At 66.1% G+C, this 24,377-nt stretch carries 19 protein-coding genes; 17 read left to right on the top strand and 2 right to left on the bottom strand.

Going from position 1 to position 24,377, the window contains the following annotated elements; all coding sequences use genetic code 11:
- The first annotated feature begins 606 nt into the window (after nt 1-606).
- Both PV781_RS22150 and PV781_RS22145 read left to right on the top strand, forming a co-directional pair.
- Complete coding sequence (locus tag PV781_RS22150) at nt 607-4,020, top strand: error-prone DNA polymerase (RefSeq protein ID WP_274777791.1); 3,414 nt, start codon at nt 607-609, stop codon at nt 4,018-4,020.
- A 107-nt stretch (nt 4,021-4,127) separates the two neighbouring features.
- Entirely contained in the window at nt 4,128-4,457 is a 330-nt protein-coding gene (locus tag PV781_RS22145) for a DMT family transporter (RefSeq protein ID WP_274777790.1), read from the top strand.
- Nucleotides 4,458-4,614: 157 nt separating this feature from the next.
- Here the strand turns inward: PV781_RS22145 and pstB are convergent, their stop codons facing one another.
- On the bottom strand, nt 4,615-5,436 hold the full coding sequence (gene pstB, locus PV781_RS22140) for a phosphate ABC transporter ATP-binding protein PstB (RefSeq protein WP_425532450.1): 822 nt from the start codon (nt 5,434-5,436) through the stop codon (nt 4,615-4,617).
- A 218-nt stretch (nt 5,437-5,654) separates the two neighbouring features.
- Here pstB and ruvC point away from each other — a divergent pair, with 218 nt between their 5' ends.
- The 15 genes from ruvC to PV781_RS22065 all read left to right on the top strand — a co-directional run bounded on the left by ruvC (nt 5,655) and on the right by PV781_RS22065 (nt 23,978).
- Nucleotides 5,655-6,161, top strand: a complete 507-nt coding sequence (gene ruvC / locus PV781_RS22135; RefSeq protein ID WP_274777788.1) for a crossover junction endodeoxyribonuclease RuvC — start codon at nt 5,655-5,657, stop codon at nt 6,159-6,161.
- 35 nt (nt 6,162-6,196) lie between these two features.
- A complete protein-coding gene (locus PV781_RS22130; protein WP_274777787.1) occupies nt 6,197-6,628 on the top strand; it encodes an anthrone oxygenase family protein in 432 nt (143 codons plus the stop codon).
- Nucleotides 6,629-6,665: 37 nt separating this feature from the next.
- Nucleotides 6,666-7,286: a Holliday junction branch migration protein RuvA gene (gene ruvA, locus PV781_RS22125; protein ID WP_274777786.1), complete on the top strand. Its 621-nt coding sequence runs from the start codon at nt 6,666-6,668 to the stop codon at nt 7,284-7,286.
- A 64-nt stretch (nt 7,287-7,350) separates the two neighbouring features.
- Nucleotides 7,351-8,382 carry a Holliday junction branch migration DNA helicase RuvB gene (ruvB, locus tag PV781_RS22120; protein WP_274777785.1) on the top strand — a complete coding sequence of 344 codons (1,032 nt, stop codon included), beginning with the start codon at nt 7,351-7,353 and terminating at the stop codon, nt 8,380-8,382.
- Between the two features lie 60 nt (nt 8,383-8,442).
- Nucleotides 8,443-8,970 (top strand): tol-pal system-associated acyl-CoA thioesterase, encoded by a 528-nt coding sequence (gene ybgC / locus PV781_RS22115; RefSeq protein WP_274777784.1) that lies wholly within the window; start codon nt 8,443-8,445, stop codon nt 8,968-8,970.
- 209 nt (nt 8,971-9,179) lie between these two features.
- Complete coding sequence (tolQ, locus tag PV781_RS22110) at nt 9,180-9,893, top strand: protein TolQ (RefSeq protein WP_274777783.1); 714 nt, start codon at nt 9,180-9,182, stop codon at nt 9,891-9,893.
- Between the two features lie 2 nt (nt 9,894-9,895).
- Nucleotides 9,896-10,348, top strand: a complete 453-nt coding sequence (gene tolR, locus PV781_RS22105; protein WP_274777782.1) for a protein TolR — start codon at nt 9,896-9,898, stop codon at nt 10,346-10,348.
- Nucleotides 10,349-10,358: 10 nt separating this feature from the next.
- Nucleotides 10,359-11,303: a hypothetical protein gene (locus tag PV781_RS22100; protein WP_274777781.1), complete on the top strand. Its 945-nt coding sequence runs from the start codon at nt 10,359-10,361 to the stop codon at nt 11,301-11,303.
- Between the two features lie 193 nt (nt 11,304-11,496).
- Complete coding sequence (gene tolB, locus PV781_RS22095; RefSeq protein ID WP_274777780.1) at nt 11,497-12,837, top strand: Tol-Pal system beta propeller repeat protein TolB; 1,341 nt, start codon at nt 11,497-11,499, stop codon at nt 12,835-12,837.
- Nucleotides 12,838-13,241: 404 nt separating this feature from the next.
- Nucleotides 13,242-13,742: a peptidoglycan-associated lipoprotein Pal gene (gene pal / locus PV781_RS22090; RefSeq protein ID WP_274777779.1), complete on the top strand. Its 501-nt coding sequence runs from the start codon at nt 13,242-13,244 to the stop codon at nt 13,740-13,742.
- 333 nt (nt 13,743-14,075) lie between these two features.
- Complete coding sequence (gene ybgF, locus PV781_RS22085; protein WP_274777778.1) at nt 14,076-15,029, top strand: tol-pal system protein YbgF; 954 nt, start codon at nt 14,076-14,078, stop codon at nt 15,027-15,029.
- Nucleotides 15,016-16,080: a tRNA lysidine(34) synthetase TilS gene (gene tilS / locus PV781_RS22080; protein WP_274777777.1), complete on the top strand. Its 1,065-nt coding sequence runs from the start codon at nt 15,016-15,018 to the stop codon at nt 16,078-16,080. The genes ybgF and tilS overlap by 14 nt, the downstream gene beginning before the upstream one ends.
- A 131-nt stretch (nt 16,081-16,211) precedes the next feature.
- Nucleotides 16,212-18,137, top strand: coding sequence for an ATP-dependent zinc metalloprotease FtsH (gene ftsH / locus PV781_RS22075; protein ID WP_274777776.1), 1,926 nt, complete (start codon nt 16,212-16,214; stop codon nt 18,135-18,137).
- Between the two features lie 227 nt (nt 18,138-18,364).
- Nucleotides 18,365-21,970: a glycosyltransferase gene (locus tag PV781_RS22070; RefSeq protein ID WP_274777775.1), complete on the top strand. Its 3,606-nt coding sequence runs from the start codon at nt 18,365-18,367 to the stop codon at nt 21,968-21,970.
- A gap of 256 nt (nt 21,971-22,226) precedes the next feature.
- Nucleotides 22,227-23,978, top strand: coding sequence for an HAD family hydrolase (locus PV781_RS22065; RefSeq protein WP_274777774.1), 1,752 nt, complete (start codon nt 22,227-22,229; stop codon nt 23,976-23,978).
- 44 nt (nt 23,979-24,022) lie between these two features.
- On the opposite strand, the gene PV781_RS22060 is transcribed toward PV781_RS22065, so the two are convergent.
- Complete coding sequence (locus tag PV781_RS22060; protein ID WP_274777773.1) at nt 24,023-24,373, bottom strand: cupin domain-containing protein; 351 nt, start codon at nt 24,371-24,373, stop codon at nt 24,023-24,025.
- Between the last annotated feature and the right edge of the window lie 4 nt (nt 24,374-24,377).

The following is a 24,377-nucleotide window of genomic DNA, read 5'->3' as shown; positions in this document are numbered from 1 at the left end:
AGGGCGACGGGCCGACGGGCGTGCCCTTCCCGGCGCCCCGGTCCCAGCCGCCGCGTGGCGGCCGGCTGGGGCGCCGGCCGTTGGGGTGCCGTCGCGCCTCCCCTCGCGCCTTTCGTCCCCTGCTGCCCCCTGCTGCCCCCCTTTCCTCCACTCCGCTTCGGCCGGCGCATGCTCCGGCGGTCCCCGGCCGCCTCTGCTCCGCTCCCCCGTTGCCCCGTTGCCCCGTTGCCCCGTTCCGAAAGCACACCGCGTGCCGAAGGTCGCCTGCGCGCCCAGCCTTCGGCACGCTGTTCCGTCTGGTGCCCTGCGCGCGGCGGCGCTCCCTTTCGGCTGCGCGCGGGAGACGGTCGGCTCCGCCACCACGCCCGGTGCTCGCGCCGCAGCCGCTCCCTTTCGCCCGCGCGCGGGAGACGGTCGGCGCTCGCGACGCCGTGGTCACGTCTGTTGGCCTTACGCTCATGGCCAAGGCCCTGCCGGCCGGGGAGCCGCGGCCGTGAGCGCCCAAAGGCCCATAGCTCCCTTTCTCCCAGGGACCGGAGGGGGAGCGGCTCCGCGCCCCCGAAGAGCGCCGCGTGCGCCATTGAGCCCTCCCGCCGGAGGCGCCCCATGACCCCCCATCCCGCGCCCCCGCCTTATGTGGAACTGGCGGTCACCACCAATTTTTCCTTCCTGCGGGGCGGGTCGCATCCGGAGGAATATGTGGTGGCGGCGCAGGCGCTGGGGCATGCGGGCCTCGGCATTGCCGATCGCAACACGCTGGCCGGCGTGGTGCGCGCTTATGCCCAGGCGAAGGCGGTGGGCCTGCCGCTGGCGGTGGGCGCGCGCCTCGCCTTTGCGGACGGCACGCCGGACATCCTCGCCTATCCCGCCGACCGGGCCGCCTATGGCCGGCTCTGCCGCCTGCTCACCACCGGCAACATGCGGGCGGACAAGGGGGATTGCCTGCTGACCCTGGCCGATCTCCTGGACTGGCAGGAGGGCCTGTGCCTGGCCGTGCTGCCGCCCCGCCGGCTGCCGGAGGCCTTTGCCGGCTTCCTCGCCCGCCTGAAGGAGGCGGCGCCGGACCGGCTCTGGCTCGCCGCCACCATGCCCCGCCTCGGCGATGACGGGCGGCGCCTCGCCCGCCTGGCGGAGACCGGGCGCCGGGCCGGCCTGCCGCTTTTGGCGGTGGGCGATGCGCTCTATCATGCGGGCGAGCGCCGGCCCTTGCAGGACGTGCTCGCCTGCATCCGCGCCCATGTGACCCTGGAAGGGGCGGGGCGGCTGCTGGAGCCCAATGGCGAACGGCACCTGAAGCCCCCGCGCGAGATGGCGCGCCTGTTCCGCGCGCTGCCGGAGGCGGTGGCCGAGACCTTCTCCTTCTTCTCCCGCCTCGGCTTCTCGCTGGACCAGCTGAAGCCCACCTATCCGCGCGAGGCACGGGAAGGCTTTGCCAGCCCCCAGGAGGCGCTCGCCGCGCTCGCCTGGCGGGGTGCCGCGCAGCGCTACCCGCAAGGTGTGCCGGAGAAGGTGCGCCGGCTGCTCGCCCACGAGCTCGGCCTTATCGGCCAATTGGGCTATGCGCCCTATTTCCTCACCGTGAACGAGATCGTCGCCTTTGCCCGCAGCCGGGACATTCTGTGCCAGGGACGGGGATCGGCGGCCAATTCCGCGGTGTGCTTCTGCCTCGGCCTCACCGAGGTGGACCCCATGAAGAGTTCGCTCCTGTTCGAGCGCTTCATTTCCGCCGACCGCAACGAGCCGCCCGACATCGACGTGGATTTCGAGCATGAGCGGCGCGGCGAGGTGCTCCAATTCATCTATGAGCGCTATGGCGCTGCCCATGCGGGCCTTGCCGCCACCACCACCACCTATCGCACCCGCTCGGCGGTGCGCGAGGTGGGCAAGGTGTTCGGCCTGTCGGAAGACACGGTGGGCGCGCTGGCCGGCACGGTCTGGGGCTGGTCCTCGGGCGGGGTGAGCGCGGAGGAGACGCGGCGGCTGGGCTTCGACCCCACCGATCCGCGCCTCGCCCAGGCGCTGGCCCTCTCGCGCGAACTGAACGGTTTTCCCCGCCACCTGTCCCAGCATGTGGGCGGTATGGTGGTGACCCATGACCGGCTGGACGAGACCGTGCCGCTCACCCGCTCGGCCATGGAGGAGCGGCCCATCATCGAATGGAACAAGGACGATCTGGAGCAGGTGGGCCTGCTGAAGGTGGACATATTGGCGCTTGGCATGCTCACCGCCCTGCGCAAATGCTTTGCCTTGCTGGACCAGCGCTATGGCCGGCATTTCGCGCGCATCAGCGACGTGCCGTGGGCGGACGAACGGGTCTATGCCATGCTGAAGCGGGCGGATTCGGTGGGCGTGTTCCAGGTGGAAAGCCGCGCCCAGCAGACCATGCTGCCGCGCCTGAAGCCGGAGCGGTTCGAGGATCTGGTGGTGGAGGTGGCCATCGTGCGGCCCGGCCCCATCCAGGGCGGCATGGTGCATCCCTATCTGCGCCGCCGGCAGGGGCTCGATCCTGTCTCCTACCCGTCGCAGGAATTGCGGGAGGTGCTGGAGCCCACTTTGGGCGTGCCCTTGTTCCAGGAACAGGCCATGCAGATCGCCATCGTCGCCGCCGGCTTCACCCCCGGCGAGGCCGACCAGTTGCGCCGCGCCATGGCCACCTTCAAGCGCGTGGGCACCATCGGCACCTTCCACGACAAGCTCATCGCCGGCATGGCCGCAAAGGGCTATTCCCGCGACTTCGCCGAGAGCTTGTGGAAGCAGATCGAGGGCTTCGGCTCCTATGGCTTCCCGCGCTCCCATGCGGAGAGCTTCGCCCTGCTGGTCTATGCCTCGGCCTGGATCAAATGCCACTACCCGGATGTGTTCCTGGCCGGCATGCTCAATGCGTGGCCGCTCGGCTTCTACGCCCCCGCCCAATTGGTGCGCGATGGGCAGGAGCATGGCGTCGCCGTGCGCCCGGTGGATGTGAACGCCTCCGCCTGGGACCATGGCCTGGAGCGGGAGGCGGGGGATGAACCGGCCACCGCTCTGCCGTCCCGCGCCCGGCTCCATCCCCGCCATGGGGACATGATCGGGGACCTCAACGCCGCCCATGCGGTGCGGCTCGGCCTGCGGCAGGTGGAGGGCTTGCGGGAAGCGGACGGGCGCCGCGTGGCCGAGCGGCGCGGACGGGGCTATGACAGCGTGCGCGACCTGTGGCTGCGCACGGGCCTGCCCCCCTCAAGCCTGGAGCGGCTGGCGGAGGCGGATGCCTTCCGCTCGCTGGGGCTCGACCGGCGCTCCGCGCTCTGGGCGGTGCGGGGCCTGCGCCGGTCCGGCGACAAGGACGATCTGCCCCTGTTCCGCGCCGCCTCCACCCCCCGCGAGCCGGACGTGGACCTGCCCATCCTGCCGCCGGGCGGGCAGGTGGTGGCGGATTATCGCCATCTCAAGCTCTCCTTGAAGGCGCACCCGGTCTCCTTCCTGCGCCCGCGTCTGACGGAGCGGGGCGTCACCCCCTGCGACCGCCTGCCGGCCCTGCGCTCGGGCCGCCGGCTCACCTTGTCCGGCCTGGTTTTGGTGCGCCAGCGGCCCGGCACCGCCAGCGGCGTCATCTTCATGACCATCGAGGACGAGGGCGGCTGGGCCAACATCATCATCTGGCCGCGGGTGTTCGAGACCTTCCGGCCTGAGGTCATGGGCGCCCGCCTGGTGGGGGTGCAGGGCCGGCTCCAGAACGAAGGGGGGGTGATCCACCTGGTGGCTGACAAGGTGGAGGATTGGAGCCCGCTCCTGGAACAGGTGGGGGCCGAGAGCACCCGCATCGCCCCCCTCATGCCCTCCGACGAACTGGGCAAGGCCCGGGGTGGGCGCGCGCCCGGCGGGCGGGCGGCGGAGATCCGGGCGCGGATGGATGGGATGCGGCAAGGGGGGGAAGAGGAGGGCGGAGAGGTGGGGCAGGTTTCGTCGGATCGCCGCCCTCCGAGGGTGGTGGACCCGGCCTCCGTGGGCGCGGCCATGCCGCGCGGGAGGAACTTCCATTAAGGCCGGTGTTATGACCGAGATCACCGCGTCCTCCGCGGTCACTTCACCGCAGTTCAGCGCCCCCCGACAGCGTTGACTTGACCTGGCTCGTCCGCCTTAACTTGGCCATGACCTACCTCCTCCTGTTCATCGCAATCTGCGCGGAAGTGATCGCCACATCGGCCCTGAAGGCGTCCGAGGGCTTCACCAAGCTGTGGCCGAGCGTGATCGTCGCGGTCGGCTATGTCATTGCTTTTTATTGCCTTTCTCTGACGTTGCGGACCATGTCGGTGGGGGTGGCCTATGCCATCTGGTCGGGAGTGGGCATCGTATTGGTGGCGGGCGCAGGCGTCATTCTCTACGGCCAGAAGCTGGACATGCCGGCCATTGTGGGCCTCGGCCTGATCATTGCTGGTGTTCTGGTGGTCAATCTGATGTCGAGCAGCGTATCGCACTGAAATGGCGCGCGACATGACTGGTTTCGAATGTCGATTTCGATAGAAATTTTGTTTCAAGGTGTTTTTGTAGGTAATTTTATTTTGTATTAGGTGGTATTATATTTAATATATCGTCAATAATATAGTGTGGATGGGTGTTTCGGAATTATATTCTTTCCTAGCCGAAGCGGCCTTCCACATAATCCCGCGTACGCTGATCACGCGGCGTGCGGAAAAGCTCCATGGTGGGGCCGAACTCGATGATCTCCCCCAGATACATGAAGCCTGTATAGTCAGAGACCCGCGCCGCTTGCTGCAAGTTGTGGGTGACGATGGCGATCGTATAATCCACCTTCAGCGCGTCAATCAGATCCTCGATCTTGGCTGTGGTGATGGGATCCAGCGCCGAGCACGGCTCATCAAGGAGAATAACCTCCGGCTTGACCGCGATGGTGCGGGCAATACACAGGCGCTGTTGCTGACCTCCAGAAAGGCTGGTGCCGCTCTTCTTGAGGCAATCCTTCACCTCTTCCCAAAGAGCCGCCCGCCGGAGCGCATCCTCCACCCGTCCGTCCAACTCGCTCCGGGAGAGGTCATTGGCCACCCGGATCCCCATGGCCACGTTGTCGAAAATGGACATGGGAAAGGGCGTAGGCTTTTGAAAAACCATGCCAATCTTCGCCCGCAAGGCGATCGGGTCGGTCTGCGCCCCCAGAATGTCCACCCCGTCCATGAACACGTGCCCGGTGGTCCGCTGGTCTGGGTAAAGGTCATACATCCTGTTGAAAATACGCAATAAAGTGGACTTCCCGCACCCCGATGGGCCGATGAAGGCCGTCACCCGCCGATCATAGACCGGCAGGGTCACGTCCTTGAGGGCCAGCTTCGCGCCATAGTAGAAATCGAGATGACTCACATCCAGCTTCACCGCCAGGGATGGTGGCGGGGTCAGCGCCAGCGGGGCGTCCGGCCCCCCTCCCGCGGCCCCTGCGGGGGCCATTCCGGGAGGTGGAAAAGCGGGGCTGTGAAGGGACATGGACCATGCTCCGTGAGCGTCGAAAGGCACCTTAAACCCAAGCGGCACAAGGATCTTTGCGCCATGTCACGTCACTGAACCGTCATCTTTCGCCCGGCTCTGGCCTCTCTCGCCCGCGAGTGCCGGCGCACCCCCGCCGCTTTCCCCTTGGCCCGCCGAAGCGTCCGGCGCAGTTTGGGCCCATGGCTGGCCTGATTCGCATTCTCGGACTCGACCCCGGCCTTCGCCGCACCGGCTGGGGGGTGGTGGAGGCGGAGGGCTCGCGTCTCACCTACGTGGCCTGCGGCACCATCCTGCCCCCGGAAGACGCCCCCATGGCGGAGCGTCTCGCCTGTCTTTACAAAGGCTTGGCCGAAGTGCTCGCCCGCTACCAGCCGGATGAGGCGGCGGTGGAGGAGACGTTCGTGAACATGAACCCGTCCTCCACCCTGAAGCTCGGCCAGGCCCGCGGCGTCGTCCTCCTCGCCCCGGCGCTCGCCGGCGTCTCGGTCGCCGAATATGCCGCGTTGCTGGTCAAGAAGACCGTGGTGGGCACCGGGCGGGGCGAAAAAGCCCAGATTCGCATGATGATAGGCGTCCTCCTGCCGAAGGCGGATCCCAAGACCGAGGATGCCGCCGATGCGCTGGCGGTCGCCGTAACCCATGCCCATCATCGCGGCGCGGCTGCGCTTCTGCGCGCGGCGAGGTAGGATGATGGCCAGGTGTGGCGCACGAGGGATCGTTCATGCTGTGGGGCCATCTGGCTTTGGTGGTGTCGGCCGTTTTTACGGGCGCGGCCTTCTACATCAACGTGGCCGAGCAGCCGGCCCGGCTGATGCTGGAGCCGGCAGGACAGTTGCGGCAATGGAAGCCTGCCTACAAGCGCGGCTTTGCCATGCAGGCAAGCCTGGCGATACTTGGCTGTCTGCTGGCAGCCATCGCTTTTTCCCTCACGCGCGACTGGGCGTTTCTAGCGGGAGCGGTGCTTCTGATCGCCAATTGGCCCTTTACCCTCATCGGCATCATGCCCACCAACCGTCAGCTATTGGCGCTCGGCGAGGAAAAGGCCGGTGCCCACAGCCAGCGGCTCATCGAAAATTGGGGCCAACTGCATATGGTCCGCACCGGTCTCGGGGCGGTGGCGACCGGGGTTCTTCTTTGGGCCTGCTTGAAATGATTGGCTTTTCCGGAGCCCTGGTTTCCGGGGAGGGGGCATGATCGGGAAATTGAAGGGCGTGGTGGACGGCCTCGCGGACGACCTCGTGCTGCTCGATGTGCATGGCGTCGGCTATGAGGTCCATTGCTCCAGCCGCACCTTGCAAAGCCTGCCGCGTATCGGCGAAGCCGCGGTGCTGTTCATCGAGACGATGGTCCGGGAAGACCTGATCCGCCTCTATGGCTTTGCCAGCGAAGCGGAAAGGGAGTGGTTCCGCCTGCTCCAGGGCATTCAGGGCATCGGCTCGAAGACGGCGCTGGCGGTGCTCTCCACCTTGCGCCCCTCGGAACTGGCCGAAGCCATCGCCCGGGGCGACAAGGCCGCGCTGGCCCGCGCTCCTGGCGTCGGCCCCCGCGTCGCGACTCGCATCGTTACCGAATTGAAGGACAAGGGGCCTGCCCTCGGCGGGTTCGAGCCCATCCTGCCCGGCGGGGCGGGCCTTGCCGATGCCCCGGCCGGCCTGCCCAGCGCGGTCAGCGACGCCATTTCGGCGCTCACCAATCTGGGCTATCCCCCCGCCCAGGCCTCCGCCGCCATCGCCGCCGCCGTCCGCGCGGGAGGGGAGGGGGCGTCCACCGAGACGCTGATCCGCCTCGGCCTCAAGGAAATGGCCAAGTAGGCCGCCCTTTGGCGTCAGGCCTCCAAGGCGTTAGATTCCGACGACTCGCAAGCCAAGGACCTCCATGACCCGCCTCATTGCCGGCGAGAAGCGTGCCGAAGACGAAGCCGACGCCACGTTGCGTCCGCAGCGGCTCGCCGATTTCGTCGGCCAGGCCCAAGCCCGCGCCAATCTGGAAATCTTCATCAAGGCCGCCCGCGCCCGCCAGGAGGCGCTGGACCATGTGCTGTTCGTGGGGCCGCCTGGCCTCGGCAAGACGACGCTTGCCCAGATCATGTCCCGGGAAATGGGGGTCGGCTTCCGCTCCACGTCCGGCCCGGTCATCGCCAAGGCCGGCGACCTCGCCGCCATCCTGACGAACCTGGAAGAGCGGGACGTGCTCTTCATCGATGAAATCCATCGCCTTTCCCCGGCGGTGGAGGAAATCCTCTATCCGGCCATGGAGGATTATGAGCTGGATCTCGTCATCGGCGAGGGCCCGGCGGCGCGCTCGGTGAAGATTTCCCTGCCCAAGTTCACCTTGGTGGGCGCGACCACGCGTTCGGGCCTGCTGACCACGCCGCTGCGTGACCGGTTTGGCATTCCGGTGCGGCTGAGCTTCTATACCATTGACGAGCTTGAATTTATCGTCACCCGCGGCGCCCGTGTCTTCGGCATCGGGATCGCGCCGGACGGGGCCCGCGAGATCGCCAAGCGCGCCCGCGGCACGCCGCGCATTGCCGGGCGGCTGTTGCGCCGGGTGCGCGATTTCGCCCTGGTGGCGGGCTCCGAAATCATTGACCGCGCCATCGCCGACCGGGCGCTTTCCGCGCTGGAAGTGGACGATGCCGGGCTCGATGCCATGGACCGGCGCTACCTCACGGTGATCGCCAGCCATTATGGCGGCGGGCCGGTGGGGGTGGAAACGCTGGCGGCCGCCTTGTCCGAGCCGCGCGATGCCATCGAGGAAATCGTCGAGCCCTTCCTGGTGCAGCAGGGCTTCATCCAGCGCACCCCGCGCGGGCGCATGCTGACCGCCGGGGCGTTCCGGCACCTGGGCCTTGCCGAGCCGGTGCGGCCGCCATCGAGCTTGCCTCTCTTCGATGAGGGGGAGTAGGTGCTGCCTTGATCGTACCGTCGCCCCCTTGAGGGCGCGCGAAGCCGCGAGAGAGTTTGCATGAAGAACGACATCAGCGGGGAGCGGGCGACCGCGCCGGGCGAGCTTGAGGCCCATCCCCATCTGGCCGGCCGCCTCATTCCCGGCGGGCACAGCCTCACGCTGCGGGTCTATTATGAGGACACCGACTTCTCGGGCATCGTCTACCACGCCAACTATCTGAAATTCATGGAGCGGGGCCGCTCCGATTATATGCGCCTCCTCGGCGTGGTGCAGGGCGAGCTGTTCGCGGAGGCGGCCAGCGAGGCGCCCGGCTTTCACTTCGTCGTGCGCTCCATGCAGATCGATTTCCTGAAACCCGCCCGCATCGATGACGTGCTGGAGGTTGTGACGCTCTCGAAGGAAGTGGCCGGCGCCTCCATCATGCTGGCCCAAAGCGTCCGGCGGAATGGCGAGGCGCTGGTAAATGCCAATGTGCGCGTGGCCTTCGTATCGCAAGGCCGCGCGCGGCGGATTCCCGATGCGCTGCGCAAGGCGACGTTGGAAGATTCTCTCGCAGCCGGTGGCACCCCGGCACCAACAGCTTAAGCGGTTGTGCCCAGCTTGTTGCGTTGCAGCGATAACGGTGCCTTAACCTTGTTGGTGTGAATTGCGGGGAGGCGGCCATGCTGCTTCGCCGTAAGAACCGTCAAAGTTTGGACAGAGTCAGCCTGGAAAGAGCCGACGGCCGGCGGGCCTGTGCCTGTCCGACCCAACGCCGCGTTGCGCGCGCGGCCTTTCGAATCCGAGGACGTTCGATGAACCCTGCCGACGTGGCACAGAGCGCGCTTGCCGCCCCGGCGGCGGACATTTCCCTCATCGGCCTCTTCCTCCAGGCCCACTTCGTGGTCAAGCTGGTGATGCTGGGCCTGCTGGCGGCTTCCGTGTGGGTGTGGGCCATCATCGTCGACAAGACCTTGCTGTTCGCTCGCAACCGCAAGGAGATGGACCGCTTCGAACAGGTCTTCTGGTCCGGCCAAAGCCTGGAGGACCTCTACCGGTCCTTGGCGGGGCGGCCCAACCAAGCCATGGCCGCCATCTTCGTTGCTGCCATGCGAGAGTGGAAGCGCACCTATGAGAGTGGGGCGCGCTCCTTCGCTGGCCTCAACCAACGTATTGAAAAGGTGATGGATGTGACCATCGCCCGCGAGGTGGAGCGGCTGGAAAGCCGGCTCCTGGTGCTGGCGACGGTCGGTTCGGCCGGGCCCTTCATCGGCCTGTTCGGCACGGTCTGGGGCATCATGACCTCGTTCCAGTCCATCGCCGCATCCAAGAATACCAGCCTTGCGGTGGTGGCGCCGGGCATTGCCGAGGCGCTGTTTGCAACCGCGATCGGCCTCATTGCGGCCATTCCCGCGACCATCTTCTACAACAAGTTCATCACCCAGGCGGGCCGCCAGGCCCAGCGCCTGGAAGGGTTTGCCGACGAGTTCTCGGCGATCCTCTCGCGGCAGATCGACGAGCGGAGCTGACGATGGGCATGTCCGCAGGCGGCGCGGGGGGGCGGCAGGGACGGCGCGGGCGCCGTCGCGGCGGCGCGCCTGTCATGGCCGACATCAACGTGACGCCCATGGTGGACGTCATGCTGGTGCTGCTCATCATCTTCATGGTGTCCGCGCCGCTGATGACGGTGGGCGTACCCATCGACCTGCCGCAGACGGCGGCCAAGTCCATGGACCAGAGCAAGGACCCCATCACGGTGTCCCTGAACGACAAGGGCCAGATCTTCATCGGCGAGAGCGAGGTGAAGTATGAGGAGCTCATCACCAAGATCCAGGCCGTGACCAAGGGCAATTATGACGAGCGCATTTTCGTGCGCGGCGACAAGAAAGTGGATTACGGCGCGGTGATGCGCGTCATGGGGCGTCTGTCGGGCGCAGGATTCAAGAAGGTCGCCCTGGTGACCGAGGCCGAGCAGGGGGGCTGAGCGGGTCGGGATGCGGGTCGGACTTACGGCATCCACCATTGTTCACGGGGCGATCCTCGTCCTGGCCTTGGTGTCGTTCGCGACGCCGAGGCCCTTCGACGTGCCCCCGGAAGCCATCCCCGTGGAAGTGGTGAGCGCATCCGACGTCTCCAAGCTCACAAAGGGAAATGAGAAGGGCAAGAAGGAAGAGCCCCCCAAGGTCATGGCCGAGAAGGTGGACGTGGAAAAGCCCACGCCGGATCCGAACCTGAAGGTGACGGAGAAGGAAGAGGTGGCGCCCACCCAGGCGAGTGCGCCGCCGCCCGCGCCGACTCCCCCGCCTGAGCCCGCGCCCAAGCCGCCTGAGCCGCAGCAGCCGCCCAAGGCCGAGCCCCCGCCGCCGAAGGCGGATGAGGCCTTGAAAGCGCAGCAGAAGCCGGAGGAGGCCAAGCCGACCCCGCCGACCCCGCTGCCGCCGAAAAAGCCGGCACCTCCCAAGGAGCCGCCCAAGCAGCAGGCCGACGCCAAGACGCAGAACAACCAGAAGTTCGACGCCGACCAGATCGCCGCGCTGCTGGACAAGCGTACGCCCCAGCGGCAGGCGGCCACGGGCGCGACGACTTCCCAGATCTCCTCGCTGGGCGCGCCGAAGGGCGATGCGCCAGCGCTCAGCCTGACCGAGCTCGATGCCTTCCGCGAGAAGGTGAAGCAATGCTGGAAGATGCCGCACATCTCGGATGACAAGATCTATGTGTACATCCTCCTGCGCCTCAACCGCGATGGCACCCTGGCGCAGCCGCCGGTGATCACCGACGGGCAGATGAATCCGGACCAGAAGGCGGTGTTCGATGCCTTCGCTCTGAGCGCCCAGCGGGCGCTGATCCAGTGCCAGCCCTATACGATGTTCAAGGCCGAGAAGTACGATTCCTGGAAGGAGCTGGAACCCCGCTTCTTCCCCAACATGTTCGGTGGCTAGCCCCGGCCGGCCCGCTTGCGGGCCGGATCGGCGAACCGTCTGCAGTCGCCAGGACTTGGGTTATGGAGGCCGCAGGGCTTCCACGAGATGGCGGACCCGTCCGGGTCCCGTATCAAGGTGAGACAGAAGGCCAGGCCGGCGGGACGGGGTTCCCCGGTGGTTCGGGAGGCCGATACAGAAGGCGAGGGTCGACGTGCCGAACGAAAAGGATTTCAATCTCTTCCGCCCCAGCCGCCGGCAAGTGGTGCTCGGCGGTTCCGTGGCCGCGGGATCGCTTGGCCTTCTCACCCGCCCGCTGCTGGCCGCGCCCCGGATCGACATCCAGTCCGGCGCGCCGCAGCCCATCCCCATCGCCATCACCGATTTCGTCGGCGAGGTGGAGCAGGGCCGTGCCATTTCCGGCGTGGTATCCGCGGACTTGAAGCGCTCGGGCCTGTTCACGCCGCTGGATCCCAAGACTTTCCTTGAGGTGATCCAGAATCCGGACCTCGCCCCCCGCTTCCCCGACTGGCGCTCCATCAATGCCCAGGCGCTGGTGACCGGCCGGGTCACCCGCCAGGGGGATGGTCGCCTGAAGGTGGAGTTCCGCCTGTGGGACGTGTTCGCGGGCCAGCAATTGCTCGGCCAGCAATATTTCACCCAGCCGGACAACTGGCGTCGCGTCGCCCACATCATCGCCGATGCCATCTACGAGCGGCTCACCGGCGAGAAGGGCTATTTCGACACCCGCATCGTCTTCGTCGACGAGAGCGGCGCGAAGGATCGCCGCGTGAAGCGCCTCGCCATCATGGACCAGGATGGCGCCGACGTGCGCTATCTCACGCGCGGGGATGAGCTGGTGCTGACCCCGCGCTTCTCGCCGACCAGCCAGGAAATCACCTATATGTCGTACGGGCGCAGCGAGCCGCGCGTCCTTCTGCTCAACATTGAGACCGGCCAGCGCGAGGTGGTGGGCAATTTCCCCGGCATGAGCTTTGCCCCGCGTTTCTCGCCCGATGGCCAGAAGGTCATCATGAGCCTGCAGCAGGGCGGCAATGCGAACATCTTCGTGATGGACCTGCGGTCCAAGGCCACCACCCGCCTCACCGACACCAATGCCATCGATACCGCCCCCTGCTATTCGCCGGACGGGCGCCAGATCTGCTTCGAGAGCGACCGTGGCGGGACCTCGCAAATCTACATTATGAATGCGGATGGTTCGGGCGCCCGGCGGATCTCCTTTGGCAATGCCCGCTACAATACGCCGGTCTGGTCGCCGCGCGGGGATGTCATCGCCTTCACCCGCCAGGCGGAAGGTAAGTTTGCCATCGGCATCATGAAGCCGGACGGCTCGGGCGAGCGCGTGCTCACCGAGGGCTACCACAATGAGGGGCCGACCTTCGCCCCCAATGGCCGCGTCATCATGTTCTTCCGCGACCCGGTGGGCGGCGGCGGGCCCAATCTCTTCACGGTGGACGTGACCGGCTATAACGAGTTGAAGGTGCCCACGCCCGGCTATGGATCAGACCCCGCCTGGTCGCCGCTGCGCTCCTAGGACGGGGCGGTGTGTTGCATTTTTGCAGCAGTCGGCCGCCTACGTGCGAACGGCAGAGAACATCGGGCCGCCGGCGGGGTTCTGCCATGAAGACGCCATGTGCGCTGCGCACGTGGGTTTGGAAAGAAGGGCCGATGGCTTTCCTTCAGCGGCGCAGACCCTCATGCGGGCGTCGGGCGGCGCAATAATCTCCTTCCGGCCGGGCGCGTGCCCGGGCGGGAAAAACGCCGTCTCCCTCTTCGGAGCCGTGCGTAAACCCATTGCAAACCATGGCGTGCGGTTGTCTCTCCGGCAGCCCTCGCAAGATCGCTTCCCCGGTGCATCACGGTCTCTGCGGAACCTTCGCTTAACCTTGACGCTGCTAGAGGGAAGCTCCGGTCTGAGTTGAGAAGGGAGTCCACCGGATGCTCAGTTTTGGTTCCGCCCGCGGCTTCCGTTTCGCCGCTCTGTTCGGGTTTGCGCTTGCGCTGGCCGCGTGCGCCAATACCCCGGATCCGAACGCCGCCGGTGCAGGTGCGGGAGCTGCCGGCCCGCCCGGCTCGCCTCAGGAATTCGTCGTCGCCGTCGGCGACCGTGTCTTCTTCGATACCGACCAGACCGACCTGTCGCCCCAGGCACAGTCGACCTTGGACCGCCAGGCCCAGTGGCTGCAGCAGTACAACCGCTACACCTTCACCATCGAAGGCCATGCGGATGAGCGCGGCACCCGCGAGTACAACATCGCCCTCGGCGCCAAGCGTGCCCAGAGCGTGCGCGACTATCTGGTGTCGAAGGGCATCGATGGCGCGCGCATGCGGACCATCTCCTACGGCAAGGAGCGGCCAGTGGCGGTGTGCAATGACATCTCCTGCTGGTCGCAGAATCGCCGCGCCGTCACGGTGCTCAACACCGGCGGAGCGTCCTGAGGCTGCGGGAGCGGTCGCTTGGCGCGCCGCTCCCGGGTCACACTTTGGACGTGATCGAAAGCTAGAGAATCGAGCCGGCCGACCGCTTGCGGTTCGGTCGGTTTACCTTTCTTAATCAGAATGTTAGACCTTCCATCCCGGGTTAGGTCGGAGATGGACAAGCCTCGGCCGCTCTTCAGGAGAAGGGGCCTTGCCGGGCCGCAGGGGCATTCAGCGATGCCGCGGGAATTCGACCTGTTGAAGCCTTCTGTCCAGGCGGGAGTGGCAACCGTGGCAAGCGGCATGTTGGGGAGACCGAAGAGGGAGGCCGCCTGGGCGCGCTGCGCCTCCGGATTGGCTTTTGGTCTCTGCGCGGCCCTCGTCCTGGGAACGGTCGCTGTTCCCGTATCGGTGTCGCCTGCAAAGGCCCAGTCCTCCGGCGGCAACCTGTTCGGCGATCTTTTCAAGCCGCCCGGTACCGTTCAGCAGTCTGACACCCTGTCCGAGGCGCAGGCCGAACTGACGGTGCGCGTGGACCGCCTGGAGAATCAGCTCCGCCAGATGACCGGCCAGATCGAGCAGCTCCAGTTTCGCAACCAGCAATTGGAACAGCAGGTTCGGGCGCTCACCGAGGGTGGGCCGCGCCCCGCCGGCGCGGCAGGGGCTCCCCCTTCTGCCGGCTCCGCCGTCACCGCCCCGCCACGCGGGATCGCGCCCGCAGGAGCGGGCGTTCCGTCTGGGCGCAGGTCAGATGCCTTCGATCCCAGCGAGGTGCCCGGCGCGCCGGGTTCGCCGCAGCCGCTCGGCTCGCCTGCCAGCAGCTCCGCAGGGTTGGTCCGCCCGACCGTTTCCCCCACCGAGCTTACGCCGGGGGCTGCGCCCCCGCCGGCAGGTGGCGCGCAGGTGGCGGCTTTGCCGCCGTCCGGCAGCGCCAGGGACATGTTCGACCTCGCATCGGGCTATATGCAGCGCCAGGATTACGCCGCCGCCGACCCGGCCTTGCGCCAGTTCCTCCAGGCGCACCCCACCGACCGGCTGGTGCCGGAGGCCACCTATCTGCTTGGGGAGAGCCTGTTCCAACGGCAGGACTACAAGGAAGCCGCGGAGAATTTCCTGCAGCTTTCCACCAAATATCCCAATGCGCCGCGCGCCCCTGAGGCCCTGCTGCGCCTGGGCCAGTCCCTCGCCGCGCTGAACGAGCGCGAGGCGGCTTGCGCCACCCTGGGCGAGGTGGACCGCAAATATCCCCGCGCCGCTTCCACGCTCCGTCAGGCGGTGGAGCGGGAGCAGAAGCGTGTCGGCTGCTGACGGCAACCTGCCCTTCGATGCCGCCGAGTTGCGGCAGCTCTTTGCGGCATTTCTTGATCACACGGGCATCGTCCTGGCCGTCTCGGGGGGACCCGATTCTACGGCACTGATGCTGCTGGCCCGCGCTTGGCGATATGGTCTTCTCGACGGGCCAAGCTTTCTGGTCGCGACGGTCGACCATGGATTGCGCCCGGAATCGCGGGCAGAGGCGCTGAAGGTGGCGGCCCTCTGCGCCAATCTGGGGCTGCGCCATGAAATCCTGACCTGGGATGGGGAAAAGCCACGCTCCCGCATCCAGGAGGCCGCACGCATCGCCCGCTACCGCTTGCTGACGCAACTGGCTCGGGAGCGGGGCGCCACCGCCATCGCCCTCGCCCACACCATGGACGACCAGGCGGAAACGGTGCTGCTGCGGCTGGCGCGGGGGTCCGGCTTGACCGGCTTGTGTGCCATGCGCCCGATCTCGCGGACTGGCGAGCTTACACTGTTGCGCCCGTTTCTCGATACGCCCAAGTCACGCCTCGTCGCTGTGGTGGAGGGGGCCGGCATTGACTACGTACGCGATCCCTCCAATGCCGATCCGCGCTTTGCCCGCCCACGCCTGCGCAACCTTGCGCCCGGGCTTGCGCAGGTGGGGCTGGACGCTGCGCGCTTGGCTTTGTTCGCCCAGCGCCTCTCGCGCGCCGAAGCCGCGCTCAATGCGGTGGCCGAGGATGCGCGCCGCAGCGTAAGTGAGGGCCCTTGGACGGAAGACGAGGTCAACCTGAAGGTGGCGCCATTCCTCGAACTGCCCGAGGAGATCTCGCTTCGGCTGCTGATCCAGGCGATCGACCAGTGCGCCACCGAAGGACCCACGGAACTGGGCAAGGCCGAAGACCTCCACCAGGCGCTGCGCTCCGCCGGAACGGGCGGCATGGCGCTGCGCCGGACGCTGGCCGGAGCGCTCGTCACCTTGCGCAAGGGACGCATCGCCATCACCCCGGCACCGCCTCGCGGGGAGGGCGGACAGCGCCGCGCAAGGTCGGTCGCGGCAAATTCACCCGGAGATTGAGGAACCGTCCTTGGCAAGGAAGGGCCCGGCTCCTAGATTAGGGGGCGGACGCAACGGGAGCGACATCGGACGGGTGGCCATTGGCCCGTCTCGGTCGAAGGCGCAGCCGATGTGGACCCCGTGAGGGATCAATGAACGCCAATCTGAGAAATTTCGCCCTTTGGGTGATCATCGTCCTGCTGCTTCTTGCGCTGTTCTCGCTCTTCCAGAGCCCCGGCCAACGCAGCAGTGCGAACGACATTTCCTTCTCCCAGCTGCTGTCGGACGTGGACCAGGGGCGGGTGCGTGACGTGGTGATCGAGGGGCCGAATATCTCCGGCACCTTCACTGACGGCCGCAACTTCCAGACCTATGCGCCCAACGACCCCTCGCTGGTGCAGCGCCTGTATGGAAAGGGCGTGTCGATCACCGCGCGGCCCCCGTCCGACAACGTGCCGTGGTTCGTGAGCCTCCTGGTCTCCTGGCTGCCTTTCATCGCGCTGATCGGCGTGTGGATCTTCCTGTCGCGCCAGATGCAGGGCGCCGGCGGCAAGGCCATGGGCTTTGGCAAAAGCCGCGCCAAGCTGCTGACGGAGGCCCATGGTCGCGTCACCTTCGAGGATGTGGCCGGCATCGACGAGGCCAAGAGCGACCTCACCGAGATCGTGGAATTCCTGCGCGACCCGCAGAAGTTCCAGCGCCTGGGTGGCCGCATCCCGCGCGGCGTGCTGCTCGTGGGTCCGCCCGGCACCGGCAAGACGCTGCTGGCCCGCGCCATTGCGGGTGAAGCCAACGTGCCCTTCTTCACCATTTCCGGCTCGGACTTCGTGGAAATGTTCGTGGGCGTCGGCGCGAGCCGCGTGCGCGACATGTTCGAGCAGGCCAAGAAGAATGCGCCCTGCATCATCTTCATCGACGAGATCGACGCGGTGGGTCGCCACCGTGGCGCCGGCCTGGGCGGCGGTAATGACGAGCGCGAGCAGACCCTCAACCAGCTGCTGGTGGAGATGGACGGGTTCGAGGCCAATGAGGGAATCATCCTTATTGCCGCCACCAACCGTCCCGATGTGCTCGACCCCGCTTTGCTACGTCCCGGCCGTTTCGACCGCCAGGTGATCGTGCCCAATCCGGACGTGGTGGGGCGCGAGCAGATCCTGAAGGTGCATGCCCGCAAGATCCCGGTGGCGCCGGATGTGAATCTGAAGGTGATCGCCCGCGGCACCCCCGGCTTCTCCGGCGCCGACCTTGCGAACCTGTGCAACGAGGCGGCCCTCATGGCGGCCCGGCGCAACAAGCGCATGGTCACCATGCAGGACTTCGAGGACGCCAAGGACAAGGTCATGATGGGCGCCGAGCGGCGTTCGCTGGTCATGACCGAGGAAGAAAAGATGCTGACCGCCTATCATGAAGGCGGGCATGCCATCGTCGCCCTCAATGTCCCGGCCACCGACCCGGTGCACAAGGCCACCATCATTCCGCGCGGCCGTGCGCTTGGCATGGTCATGCAGCTGCCCGAGCGGGACAAGCTCAGCATGTCCTACGAGCAGATGACCTCGCGCCTTGCCATCATGATGGGTGGACGCGTGGCGGAAGAGTTGGTGTTCGGTCACGACAAGGTGACCTCGGGCGCCGCCTCGGACATCGAACAGGCCACCCGCCTCGCCAAGATGATGGTCACCCGCTGGGGCTTCTCTGACCTGCTCGGCCAGGTGGCCTATGGCGAGAACCAGGATGAAGTCTTCCTGGGCATGTCCATGCAGCGTCATCAGAACATCTCCGAGGCGACCGCACAGACGATCGACAAGGAGGTTCGCCGCCTCGTGGACGAGGGCTATGCGGAGGCCACCCGCATCCTCACGGAACGGCGAGAGGATCTCGAGGCGCTCGCCCGGGGCCTTTTGGAATACGAGACCCTGTCGGGCGACGAGATCGTCGATCTCCTCGGGGGCAAGCCTCCCGTGCGAGATACGGTGATCGAGCCGTCCAATCCGCGGGGCTCCGCCGTTCCCACCGCCGGCAAGAACCGCCCCCGGCCGGGTGGGCCGGCCGGCAGCATCGAGCCTCAGCCACAGGCCTGACATCTTTCTCTTGCGAGACCTCCACAAGCGGGCGCCCTGGGCGCCCGCTTTTTTGTATGGTAGCGGATTGCCTGCTTCCGTTGGGCAACCTACAGTTACGGCGTCTTACCTTGAACTGTCTCTTCGCGCGTGCGAAGAGACATGATCGGTTTCGCAGTGCCCGATATCGCGTGAGATGAGGCCCTCCGGGGCGCGAGGCGGGCAGGAGAAGGCTGGAGGTTGCTGCAATGCAAGACGAAACGACGGGTTCGTCCTTTGCGGCTCTCTTGGCCAGTCTGACGCCGGCCCATGTGCTGGCCGAGCCCATCTTCCCGCGAGGGTTGCGCGAACCCAATGGCCATCAGCCTTTCCTTTTTTGGCTGACAGGCCAGTTGCTGCCGCAACGCACTGTGGATTTAACCACGTCGGAGACGGGCGCGGGGACGGCTGTCGCGCAGACGCTAAAGGCTTTGGATGTGCCGGGGCATGTGCTCCTGGCCTTCTCGCCTAGCCAGGACCGCATTCCTCTTCCGATCGCCGACCGCATCCAAATCTTCTCCGCGCCGCCTCAAGAGGCGGTCGAAGACCAGGCTCCCGGGAGCGTGGATCTCCTGCTGCTGGATGGCCGGTGGGGCCTTGCCGCGTTCGCTGTGTTCCAAGCCTGGCGCCCGAAATTGTCGCCGCGCGCTGCCGTGATCCTCCTGGGAACCCGGACCTCGACGGGGGACAGCGAGGTGGGCCGCCTGTTCCTGACCCTCAGTGCCACGCAGCCGGCATTCGAACTCATTGACGGAGAAGGTCTGGGTCTCATCCTTATGGGTGCCGACGCGTCTCGTGAACTCGCCTGCCTCCTGTCTCTGCCTGGCGCGCCCGCCAAGGAGGAGGCGATTCGGCACGTGCGCGACTTCTGCGGTCGCGTGGGGGCGTTGTGGTTCCAAGCTTCGCGGCAAGCCGCCCCGGCGCCGCTCGAGGCCAATGCGCATGCTGCCGAGGGTCTTTCCCTGCGCCTTGATGCGCTGGCGGACGAACTGGAGCGCGAGCGTCGAGCGGGAGCGGCCATGGTGCGCAAGCTCCGCGACACCGCTGCCGCCGCCTCCGAGCGTCACGCCCAACAGATATCGGAGCTTATCGACCGGCTGACCGCCACCGACCGGGACTTGAGTGGTGCACTTTCGGAGTTGCGATCCGTTGCACCTCAGGCGGCGCGCGCCGCGGAACTGGAGCAGGAGTTGGCGGCCGAGCGCCTGCGCATTTCAACGCTTCTGCGCGAGCATGCCGCGGCCATAGCGGAATTGGAGCGCCAGCATGCGGCCTATGCGGGCGCCCTGTCGGATCATGCGGCGTCTGCGCGGGCCGACCTTTCCGTCGAGAGGCTGCGGGCGCAGCGTCTCACCGAACAAGTCTCGGGAACCGAGCGGCGGCTGAACCGGCTGCGCGAGGACATGGCGGACTTGACACTTCGCCTAGAGGCGACCGCTGTGGACGTTGAGGTGGAACGGGCGCGTCGCCGATCATTGGCGGCACTGGCGTCAGGGCGGTATATTGCAGCGCGCCGTGGCCTGCGGGGAGCAATTGGCTTACTCCTGCGGCGGTTCTGGCCGGGAGAACTGGCGCGGCGCTGCCGGATCCTGTCGGATTCGGGGCTTTTCGACCGCGACTTCTATGTGCGGGAGTATCCCGAGGCCGGCGGTCGGCGGGTGGAGCCGGTGGTCGATTTCCTCATCCGCGGGGGGTTCGAGGGATGCCGGCCGAACCCGGTGTTCGACAGCGCCTTTTATCTGACTACCTATCCAGATGTGCGCAGCGCCGGCATCAATCCCCTCTGGCACTATGTTCTCTACGGTGAGGCCGAGGGGCGGTTGCCGAGCCGGCTCTTCGACCCGGTGGAATATCGCGCGACGCATCCCGACCTTCTTCCAGATCAATCCGCGCTTGCCGATTATCTGGCAGTGCACTTCCGCTCGGATGCCGGGATCACCGCGCGGAAGACCCTGGGCGCCCGGATGAGGCGCGCCATGCGTTGGCTGGCGCGCCCCCTGCGCCAGGGCGGAAAGAGTCGGCTTCCGGTCAGCCAGATCGCCGGCAGCTCAAAAGGGGATGCCCGCTTCATCGCCTTCCGTCCTTCCCCCAATCGGCCGGGTGCAGACCAACTCACCTCAGTGGAGGCGGGCACCTACCAGTGGGAGGCCCAAAGCCCAGGCTACACCTATCTTGCGCCTCGTCGCCCCCGGGACCTGGATGAACAGATCGCCGGGATGGCCTCGGCGCCGGTCTTTTCCATCCTGGTTCCGCTCTACAACACCCCGCCGGCGCTGCTGAAGGCGATGATCCGCTCGGTCCAGACCCAATGGTATCCTCATTGGGAATTGGTCCTGGTCGATGACAAGAGCCCCGATCCCCAAGTGAGGGCCACACTGGAGCAGGTGGAGGATCCGCGCGTAAAGGTCCATTTCTCTGCTGAGAACCAGGGCATTTCCGGTGCCACAAACCAAGCACTTGCTTTGGCGAAGGGGGACTATGTGGTCTTCCTTGATCATGATGACGAGCTGACCGAGGATTGCCTGTACGAATTGGCTCTGTGCATCGAACGCGAAGGGGCAGACTTCATCTATTCGGACGAGGATAAGATCTCCAGAGACGGCCAGCTTGTGGATCCGTTCTTCAAGCCGGACTGGTCTCCGGACATGCTGATGAGCCTCATGTATACCTGCCACGTCTCCTGTGTGCGGCGGACGCTTGCGCTGGAGGTGGGCGGGCTGCGCTCGGAATATGACGGCTCCCAGGATTGGGACTTTGTCCTGCGCGTGACCGAGCGGACAGACCGCATCGCTCATGTGGCGAAGGTGCTCTACCACTGGCGGATGATCCCGGGATCGACGGCGGCCAGCTTCGATGCCAAGCCGAAGGCCCTGGACGCTGCGGTGCGCTTACGGCAGGACGCCTTCAAGCGCCGTGGCGTTCAGGGGGAGTGCGAAGCGCTGGATGGTCTGCCCGCATATCAGCGGGTGCGCTACCACGTGGAGGGGAAGCCAAAGGTTTCCATTATCATCCCCTCCAAGAACAATGGCGAGACGTTGCGCAACTGCCTTACCTCCATTCACGAGCGCAGCACCTACCGCCATTTGGAGATCGTGGTCGTCGACAATGGCTCCTCCGTCCCCGACACCTTGTCTTATCTGGAGGAGGTGGCGCTCACCGGTGGCTCGAAAGTGGTGCGGCATGACACGCCGTTCAACTTCTCGGAGCTTTGCAACCTGGGTGCGCGGACGGCGACGGGTGATTTCCTTCTGTTTCTCAATGACGACACGGAAGTGATCACGCCCGACTGGCTGGAGCGGATGCTTGGCTATGCGCATCTGAGGCACGTGGGGGCGGTGGGGGCAAAGCTGCTCTACCCGCAGAATCTTCGGGTGCAGCATGCCGGCGTGATTTGCATCGCCGATGGCCCCAGCCATGCCTTTTTGGGCGCCAATGGTACCGATCCCTGTTATGCGGCGCGCAACGTGCTCGAGAGCAATTGGCTTGCGGTCACCGGCGCCTGCCTTCTGGTGGAACGGTTGAAGTTCGACCGCGTGGGTGGCTTCGACGAGACCTTCCCTGTGGCCTATAATGATGTGGAGCTTTGCTACAGGTTGGTGGAGGCCGGCTACTTCAACGTGGTTTGTCCGGCGGCCCAATTGCTGCATTACGAATCCATGTCGCGGGGCCTTGATCACCAAAGCGGTGAGAAAATGGCGCGCCTGCGGGCGGACAAGCGGCGCCTGGACGCGCGGCATCCACGCTTCTTCATGAATGATCCCTTCTTCAGCCCCAATCTCCATCCCAACGATGTCATGTTCTCCATTCCCGGATGAAAGGGCCTTTGCAACGTGATCCCCCTTTTGGGGGTTACCAAGGGTTGTTCTGGACTGGTACCGTCCTGCCTTGCCGGCAGACCGGTGCGTAAAACTGGCGATGAGATCACCCGCAAGGGTCATCCGAGCGCCTTGTGTTTGCGGTATCGCAGAACGACCTCCATCGCCCGCGCGGCCGGACGGGCGGAGGCAAGCGTCTCGGAAGAAGGGTCAGGCAGCCGGTGGTGTGAGAAGGGGTGAAGGTTTGTCGGGGGGCGTGGATCTCGTGGTTCCATTCAGTCAGGCATCGCAGGATGTCGACTTCGTTTCGTTCGACTTGTTCGAGACGCTGTTGCTGTTTCCCCTGCCTGGACCTGCCCAGATGTGGGAGATGGTCGGCAGCGCCGTAGGCATGCCGGACTTTGCTCTCCTGCGGGGTGGGGCGGAAGCCAAAGCGCTGCGGCGCGCACAGGCGCACGGCCGTCAAACGGTCAGCCATGACGAGATATTCGACTGCCTTGATCTTCCTGCGGCGCCGCGTGAATTCGCCAAGCGCACGGAACTTCTTTATGAAACGGCGCTCTGGCATCCCGATCCCCAGTTGCGGGAAATCTATAAGAACTGGGTCGGAGCCGGCCGCGCGTTGATCATCGCCGAGACAGCGCATTGCAGCGCCTTCATCGCGAGGTTGCTGGCCCGGGTGGGATTGCCCGAGGCTCCGCTTTTTGTCTCAAGTGAAATGGGTGTTTCGAAAGCGGATGGGCGCCTGTTCACGCTGGCGGCGGAAAGGCTCGCAGTGCCGCCTCAACGCATTTTGCATGTCGGGCGGCGGGCCCGGGAGGATCTGGAGCCAGCTGCCGCTGCGGGATTTCGCACCCACCCAGTGGATCGCCTGGCCGATGCCCCCGCCGCCGGCACGGGGGCTTCGGTCCTGAGCTATGGCCTGCGGCGACTGGGACCTGATCGGCGGCAGGACCCCATTCGGTCTCTCGGTTTCCAGATGCTGGGGCCGCTTTATTGCGCCTTCCTGCGCTGGATGGAATGGCATGCGCGTATCAACGCCATCGACACGATTCTGCTGCTGCCGGGCTTCGGGCAAAGCCTTGAGCAGCTTGCATCAACCCTGGGCGTATCCGCTTTGCCTCCGCGGGCGGTGCTGAGGACGTCTGAGTTGGCCCTGATCCTGGCGGGGATATCGGACCGGACCTTTGACGAGAAGATCGGTTTTCTCCTCCGGGAGGCGGAGGGCCAGCCGGTGAGCGACCTCCTGAGCCGGCTTGATGTCCCCATTCCCTCCGAGCGGGTCATGGCGGACCTGGGCCTGGGCGACGACGTGATCATCGGCGTAGAGCAGCACCCGCTCCTGCGACGTTTCCTGATGGCCTATCGCTGGCCCATTCTTGCCGCCGCCCGGCGAAGCCGCAGGGAAATCTTCCAGGCGCTGCTTGCGCAAGGCGTAAAGCCCGGCGCCCGAGTCGCGCTGGTGGCTGCGGACTGGGATGGAAGCCTTCAGGAAGCCTTCGAGCAGGCCATGGACGGCGTCCTGGAGATCGAGGTGTATGGCTATTCCCTCGGCCTCCTGGATCTGCCGGAGACACGCCGCAGGCAGGCGCGCATGCACATCAAGGCCATGCTTGGGCGAGACAGCGTCAGCGGCCCGACCCTTGACCTGCTCGCGCGCCGCCAACGTGAGGTGGATGCGCTCCTACTCGCGCCCGACGGCTTCCACCTTCGCCGGGCCGGGCCGCAAGCCGAGGAGGCGCCCAGTGCCCGAACGGAGCTAGAGGGCCAGCGCCTCAAGGAGGTTGCCCGGAGCTTGGCGGAGGGGACAGAAGCCTTCTCGCGCCTGTTCAACAGCTTTATTGTGGCCACAGGCTATCAGGCAGAACCGCTGGACATTGCCGTGCCCTTTCTGGAGGGCCTTGCGGACCTTCAGGCGGAAACCGAATTGATGCGGGAAGGACTCGGCCCGGCATCGGTCCTACCCGCCACATCTCCCTCTTCCGGAGCACACCTTCAGAGCACCTGAGCGGATCCGTGCGGGTGGACCCGTCTCGTGCGAAGGTCGGTTGATCAGGCGGGCGTGCGGATGACCCAATGCTTGCGCATGGGCTCTGTCACCTGCCAGGTGCCGGTGAAGCCTGGCTCGATCACGAATGAATCCCCCGGACCGGCCTTCACCACCTTTCCGTCATCCCCGGTCACCACACAGCGGCCGGAAACGACGAGGCAATATTCCCATTCCTCGTAATTTACCCGCCACGTGCCCTCGGTGGCCTCCCACTCGCCCGTACACAGGCGCTCGCCTGGCGCATCATAGGTGACCCAGACGCGGGTCTCAGGCGTGCCTTCGATCAGGACGGCAGTGTCCACCGGTCCAATGATGGGCTCGATCAAGTCTCTCTTCAGCGCATGCAAGGTCATGGTG

It is taken from the genome of Aquabacter sediminis (assembly GCF_028863665.1).
GTDB lineage: Bacteria > Pseudomonadota > Alphaproteobacteria > Rhizobiales > Xanthobacteraceae > L1I39.
Note: the sequence above shows the minus strand (reverse complement) of the source record. Positions and strands in the feature narration are given on the sequence as shown.

Coding starts and splice junctions, on each gene's coding strand:
- PV781_RS22150 (WP_274777791.1), top strand. CDS start 607: ATGACCCCCCATCCCGCGCCCCCGCCTTATGTGGAACTGGCGGTCACC.
- PV781_RS22145 (WP_274777790.1), top strand. CDS start 4,128: ATGACCTACCTCCTCCTGTTCATCGCAATCTGCGCGGAAGTGATCGCC.
- pstB (WP_425532450.1), bottom strand. CDS start 5,436: ATGGCCCCCGCAGGGGCCGCGGGAGGGGGGCCGGACGCCCCGCTGGCG.
- ruvC (WP_274777788.1), top strand. CDS start 5,655: ATGGCTGGCCTGATTCGCATTCTCGGACTCGACCCCGGCCTTCGCCGC.
- PV781_RS22130 (WP_274777787.1), top strand. CDS start 6,197: ATGCTGTGGGGCCATCTGGCTTTGGTGGTGTCGGCCGTTTTTACGGGC.
- ruvA (WP_274777786.1), top strand. CDS start 6,666: ATGATCGGGAAATTGAAGGGCGTGGTGGACGGCCTCGCGGACGACCTC.
- ruvB (WP_274777785.1), top strand. CDS start 7,351: ATGACCCGCCTCATTGCCGGCGAGAAGCGTGCCGAAGACGAAGCCGAC.
- ybgC (WP_274777784.1), top strand. CDS start 8,443: ATGAAGAACGACATCAGCGGGGAGCGGGCGACCGCGCCGGGCGAGCTT.
- tolQ (WP_274777783.1), top strand. CDS start 9,180: ATGAACCCTGCCGACGTGGCACAGAGCGCGCTTGCCGCCCCGGCGGCG.
- tolR (WP_274777782.1), top strand. CDS start 9,896: ATGGGCATGTCCGCAGGCGGCGCGGGGGGGCGGCAGGGACGGCGCGGG.
- PV781_RS22100 (WP_274777781.1), top strand. CDS start 10,359: ATGCGGGTCGGACTTACGGCATCCACCATTGTTCACGGGGCGATCCTC.
- pal (WP_274777779.1), top strand. CDS start 13,242: ATGCTCAGTTTTGGTTCCGCCCGCGGCTTCCGTTTCGCCGCTCTGTTC.
- ftsH (WP_274777776.1), top strand. CDS start 16,212: ATGAACGCCAATCTGAGAAATTTCGCCCTTTGGGTGATCATCGTCCTG.
- PV781_RS22070 (WP_274777775.1), top strand. CDS start 18,365: ATGCAAGACGAAACGACGGGTTCGTCCTTTGCGGCTCTCTTGGCCAGT.
- PV781_RS22060 (WP_274777773.1), bottom strand. CDS start 24,373: ATGACCTTGCATGCGCTGAAGAGAGACTTGATCGAGCCCATCATTGGA.